The 5239-nt window shown below is 62.9% G+C and carries 2 protein-coding genes and 1 pseudogene; all 3 read right to left on the reverse strand.

The features are described from left to right. Nucleotides 1-157: 157 nt before the first annotated feature. Nucleotides 158-2869 (reverse strand): TonB-dependent receptor plug domain-containing protein, encoded by a 2712-nt coding sequence (locus tag A3E77_RS06630; RefSeq protein WP_293644308.1) that lies wholly within the window; start codon nucleotides 2867-2869, stop codon nucleotides 158-160. Nucleotides 2870-3343: 474 nt separating this feature from the next. After that, a complete protein-coding gene (gene ahpF / locus A3E77_RS06635) occupies nucleotides 3344-4894 on the reverse strand; it encodes an alkyl hydroperoxide reductase subunit F (protein WP_293644312.1) in 1551 nt (516 codons plus the stop codon). Between the two features lie 146 nt (nucleotides 4895-5040). Beyond that, a pseudogene (locus A3E77_RS06640) lies at nucleotides 5041-5239 on the reverse strand (peroxiredoxin); the annotation flags it as partial.

Genomic DNA, 5239 nt, shown 5'->3' on the forward strand with positions numbered 1-5239 from the left:
CCGCTTCGCGGACGGTCCCCCTCCCCATCGCAAGTCGATGGGGAGGACCTCAACGTCCGCTCCCCTCCCCAGACCCGCCGTTCCGGTCCGCCAAAAAAAAGAGGGCGGCGGTATCTGCAAGACACCGCCGCCCCCCGGGACTGACTGCAAGAAAGGGTCAGAAGTTCAGCTTCACGCCGCCCGATATATAACGGCCGATCACGTCGAAGTTGGGGCTGGTATAGGGTGCGATCGGCGGGTCGCGGTCGAACAAATTGTTGACGTTTCCGAACAGCGTGAATGGCCCCGCTTTGAACTGGACGCCAAGGTCGATGTAGGTGCGGCTGCCCACCTTGTTGTTCACGATCGGAACGGGGACATTGTTCACCACCGTCAGCGGACGGTCGAGCCCGCCGTCGACATAACGAACGCGCAGGTTCGCGCCAAAGCTGTCATTGTCGAACGCGATCGTGCCTGTGCCGCGCCATTTCGGGGTCGAAAAGGCGGTGTCGCCGCCGACAAAGCCCGACACGTCATTCCCGTTGATCTTCAGGTTGAAGACATGGTTGGCGAGTGCGCGGAACGACAGGGTGCCGTCGCCCAGCGGCATCCGGTACGACGCCTCGATGTCGAGGCCCTGCGTGCTGTAATTGGCAAGATTGCGAAAGCCGTTGGTGATCGAACCGATCGTGCCATTGGCTTCGCGGACGATCGTGCCCTGGCAGGTCGGATCGTTCGGGGCGGCTGCGAAACATTGTTTGAGAATGTCGTTCGCGGTGACCGTCGTGATCACATTGTCGATGTCGATGTCGTAATAATCGACCGACAGGCGCAGCCCCGACGCAAAGGACGGCGAGTAAGAGCCGCCGAGCGTCAGCGTATGGGCAATTTCGGGGGTCAGGTTGATGTTCCCGCCACCATAGACGACGACATTGTTCTGCACCGTGCCGTTGGGCCCCTGGAACGGGTCGAAGACAGTGCCGATATTGGTCGAGCGGCTGAGAAAATATTCGTTGATGCTGGGCGAACGGATATCGCGCGAATAGACGGCGCGCAGAAGCAGATCGTTGACGACGCGCAACGTTCCCCCGGTCTTCCATGACCAGATGCCGCCGCTGGTGCTGTAATCCGAATAGCGCGCGGCGCCATTGACTTCGAGCTTCAGCACATCGGTGATGTCGAGCAGCGGGACGTTCACTTCGGCAAAGGCTTCCTTGACGTTGAAGCTGCCGTTGGTTGCCGACGAATTCAGCGTGCCCAGCGCATTGGCAAGCGAAAGTGGGTCGACATAATTGGTCACCTGCTTTTCCCAGCGGACGTCGGTGCCGACGGCGATATCGACCGGCCCCGCCCAGGTTGCGAAGGGCTGGCCCGACACGCTGGCGCCCGCGGCGTCGAGCTTGATCGTATAGATCAACTGCGACCCGCCGAACGCCCACGCCGCCGCCGCGTCCGAAATGCTGCCATTGCCGAACAGGTTGATCGGTACGCACCCGGGGTCGTTGTTGGTGGTCGAAGCGTCCGCGTTGATCCGGCATGTCGGCGTGCCGTTCACCAGCACCGCATCGACGCCATTGGTAAAGCGCGATTTGATCCGCTGGTTATTGAGCCCCTGGTTGAGGCGGATTTCGCCATGATTGTAATAGGCGTCATAGCTCCAGCCATCGCCGAAGCTGCCATTCAGCCCGATCGCGCCTTCCAGGTTGCGGCGGCTGTATTTGAACGTCATCACCCTGTCGGCGCCGACGTCGTCGAGCACCCGGCCGAGGAGGAACGGACCCGCGACGCCTCCCGCGGCCAACTGGTCGCGGTTCGCCTGGGTCAGGAAAGCATTGTCGGGCATGATGACCACGGCGGGTGTTTCGGGGAAGAAGCTATAGTCGGCCGACATGCGGTGATAGCTGAAATTGGCCCAGATTTTCAGCGAGTCGGTGATGTCGTAGCTGGCGCGGCCAAACAGGTTGATGCGCTCATAAGGCGTGCTGACCGCGACATAATCAAAGATGTTCTGGCCGCCACCGCCGATCGTCGTGACTCCCTGCGTCACGCTGCCGAGCGGGAAGGCGCCGATGTTTCCGTCGGGATTGAACACCAGATTATAGGGGGCCCCGGTGGCCCGGAGGATCGAGCCGCCGTTGTAGAGCTGCGTCGAATTGGGATCGCGCACCAGTTCGAGCTGGCCGTCGGGGCGCTGGAAAAGACCCGATTCGAGATTGGGCCGATCGTCGCGGCTCAGCGCGCCGCGTTCGTTCATATATTCGCCCGCGACCATGAAATGACCGCGTCCGCCCGCAAAGTCGGTGCCCCACGCGATGTCGGCGCCATAACGTGCCGTGTCGCCGCGCGATGAAATGCCGCTCTGGACGCCCATGCGCCAGCCGGTGAAATCATCGTCAAGGATGATGTTGACGACCCCCGCGACGGCGCCCGAACCCCATGCGGCCGATGCGCCGCCGGTGACGACGTCGATCCGCTTGACCAGGCTCTGCGGCACGATGTTGAGATCGTTGGCCCCGGCAAAGCGATGCCCGTTGAGCAGGGTCAGCGTGCGAACCGAACCCAGTCCGCGCATGTCGGCGGTCGAAACGCCGCTGTTCGTGTTGCCGGGCGTCGTCGACGGCGTCGATGTGGCGCGGAACTGGGGCGTGTCGTTCAGCACTTGCGCGATGCTCGGGCGGTTGCCCAGCGCCAGCTCCGCCTCGCCGATCACGGTGGTGGGGGTCGGTGCGTCGAACCCCGACCGCTGGATGCGCGATCCGGTGACGATGATTTCATCGTCCGCCGCAGCGGCTTCGGGCGCGGCATCGACCGACTGGGCATGGGCCGGGGTCATGGCGACCAGCATCGAGAGTGCTGTGCCCGCGTACCAGCAGGATTGAACGGCCTTCATAGATATCCCCTTTGCCTGATTGACGGCGAAACCCTGCTGCCCGGTGACGGTCTTTGTTTTTTCACCAAAGGCTCATACGGCCCTCGCCTTTGCGGATTTCAATAAAGTCGGGCTGAATGGAAAAAGCAAACCTGATATGGACATAATTTTCAATTGTGGAAAATTTGTCACGATCCGTTTCATGAATTTTGGTATATATATCTGGAAAAAATGGATTTTTCAGAAGAGGCCGAGTTGCAAATTTTGCGGGCCGCTAACCCGTCAATCGGCTAAAATCGGCATTTCGGCATGCTGAGGAGCGTTTCTCGCCGCCCGATAGATGCGCCGGGCGCGCCAAAAGCAGGCAATATGGGGGTCCTGTTCCGCCATGGCGGACCCCGATTCAACACGCCCCCGCGCCAACGACCGGCGCGGGGGCGATCGAGCCGTGCAGGCTCTGCATGACGGCGAAGGCGGTGGGCCCGCCGACGCCGGTCAGGACCGGATCAGGTGGTCGAAGGCCGACAGCGCGGCTTTCGACCCTTCGCCCATCGCGATGACGATCTGTTTATATGGCACGGTGGTCACGTCGCCGGCGGCAAAGATGCCAGGCTGGCTCGTCGCACCGCGTGCGTCGACCTCGATTTCGCCGCGATCGCTGAGCGCCACCGCATCGCCGAGCCATTCGGTGTTCGGGATGAGGCCGATCTGGACGAAGATGCCCTCCAGCTCGATCAGATGCTCTTCGTCGCGGTTGCGGTCGCGGTAGCGCAGGCCGACGACCTTTTCGCCATTGCCGAGCACTTCGGTGGTGAGTGCCGAGGTGATGACGGTGACGTTGGGCAGGCTGTGCAATTTGGTCTGGAGCACCGCGTCGGCGCGAAGCTGGCTGTCGAACTCGATCAGCGTCACATGCGCGACGAGCCCGGCCAGGTCGATCGCCGCCTCGACGCCCGAATTACCGCCGCCGATCACCGCGACGCGCTTGCCCTTGAACAAGGGGCCGTCGCAGTGCGGGCAATAGGCAACGCCCTTGTTGCGATATTCGGCCTCGCCGGGGACGCCCATCTGGCGCCAGCGCGCGCCGGTCGACAGGATCACCGTCTTGCCTTTGACGCTCGCGCCGCTCTTCAGCTTCACTTCGTGCAGGCCGTTCGCGCCGCCGGGAATCAGCTCGGCGGCTTCCTGCACATTCATGACGTCGACGTCATAATCCTTCACATGCGCTTCCAGTTGCGCCGCGAGCTTCGGGCCTTCGGTGTGCTGGACCGAGACGAAATTTTCGATCCCCAGCGTGTCGAGCACCTGTCCGCCGAAGCGTTCGGCGACGATGCCGGTGCGAATGCCCTTGCGCGCCGCGTAGATCGCGGCTGCGGCGCCGCCGGGTCCGCCGCCGACGACGAGCACATCGAACGGTTCTTTCGCGGCGATCTTCTCGGCGGTCCGCGCTACCGCGCCGGTGTCGAGCTTGGCGACAATCTGCGCGAGATCCATGCGGCCCTGTCCGAAAGGTTCGCCGTTCAGAAACACGGCGGGGACCGCCATCACCTGACGCCGCTCGACCTCGTCCTGGAACAGCGCGCCGTCGATCGCGGTGTGGCGGATATTAGGGTTGAGCGCCGCCATGATGTTCAGCGCCTGCACGACGTCGGGGCAATTCTGGCACGACAGCGAGAAGAAGGTCTCGAACACAAAGTCGCCTTCCAGCCCGCGCACCGCATCGAGCAGTTCGGCGTCTTCCTTGGGCGGATGGCCGCCGACGTGGAGAAGCGCGAGGATCAGCGAGGTAAATTCATGCCCCATCGGCAGGCCCGCGAAAACGGCTTCGGCGCGGCCCTCATCGCCGCGGATCGCGAAGGAGGGGCGGCGCGCATCGTCGCCGTCGAAGCGCGCGGTGACGCGGTCCGACTGTGCCGCGACTTCTTCGACCAGCGCACGCATCTCGGCCGATTTGGACGAGGTGTCGAGGCTTGCCACCAGCTCGATCGGACGGCGAAGATTGCCGAGATAGGTGTTAAGCTGAGCAGTCGTGTTGGCGTCGAGCATCGGCATGGGGAGTATCCTGAAGGCAATAGGAAGTTGTGCATCCCCGCGCAGGCGGGGATCCATCACCTGTCGGTGCGATTTTGCTCCGTCGGGAGATGGGCCCCCGCCTTCGCGGGGGCACACCATTTTTTCTCGGCTTGGCCGGCTTAGATCTTGCCGACGAGTTCGATCGAGGGGGCGAGCGTTTCGGCGCCCTCTTCCCACTTCGCCGGGCAGACCTGGCCGGGGTTGGCGCGGACATAGACCGCCGCCTTGATCTTGCGGACGAGTTCCTCGGCATTGCGGCCGACGCCTTCGCTGGTGATTTCCATCACCTGGATCACGCCGTCGGGATCGACGACGAAG

Source organism: Sphingopyxis sp. RIFCSPHIGHO2_12_FULL_65_19 (assembly GCF_001830555.1).
In the GTDB taxonomy this organism is placed as follows: Bacteria; Pseudomonadota; Alphaproteobacteria; order Sphingomonadales; family Sphingomonadaceae; genus Sphingopyxis.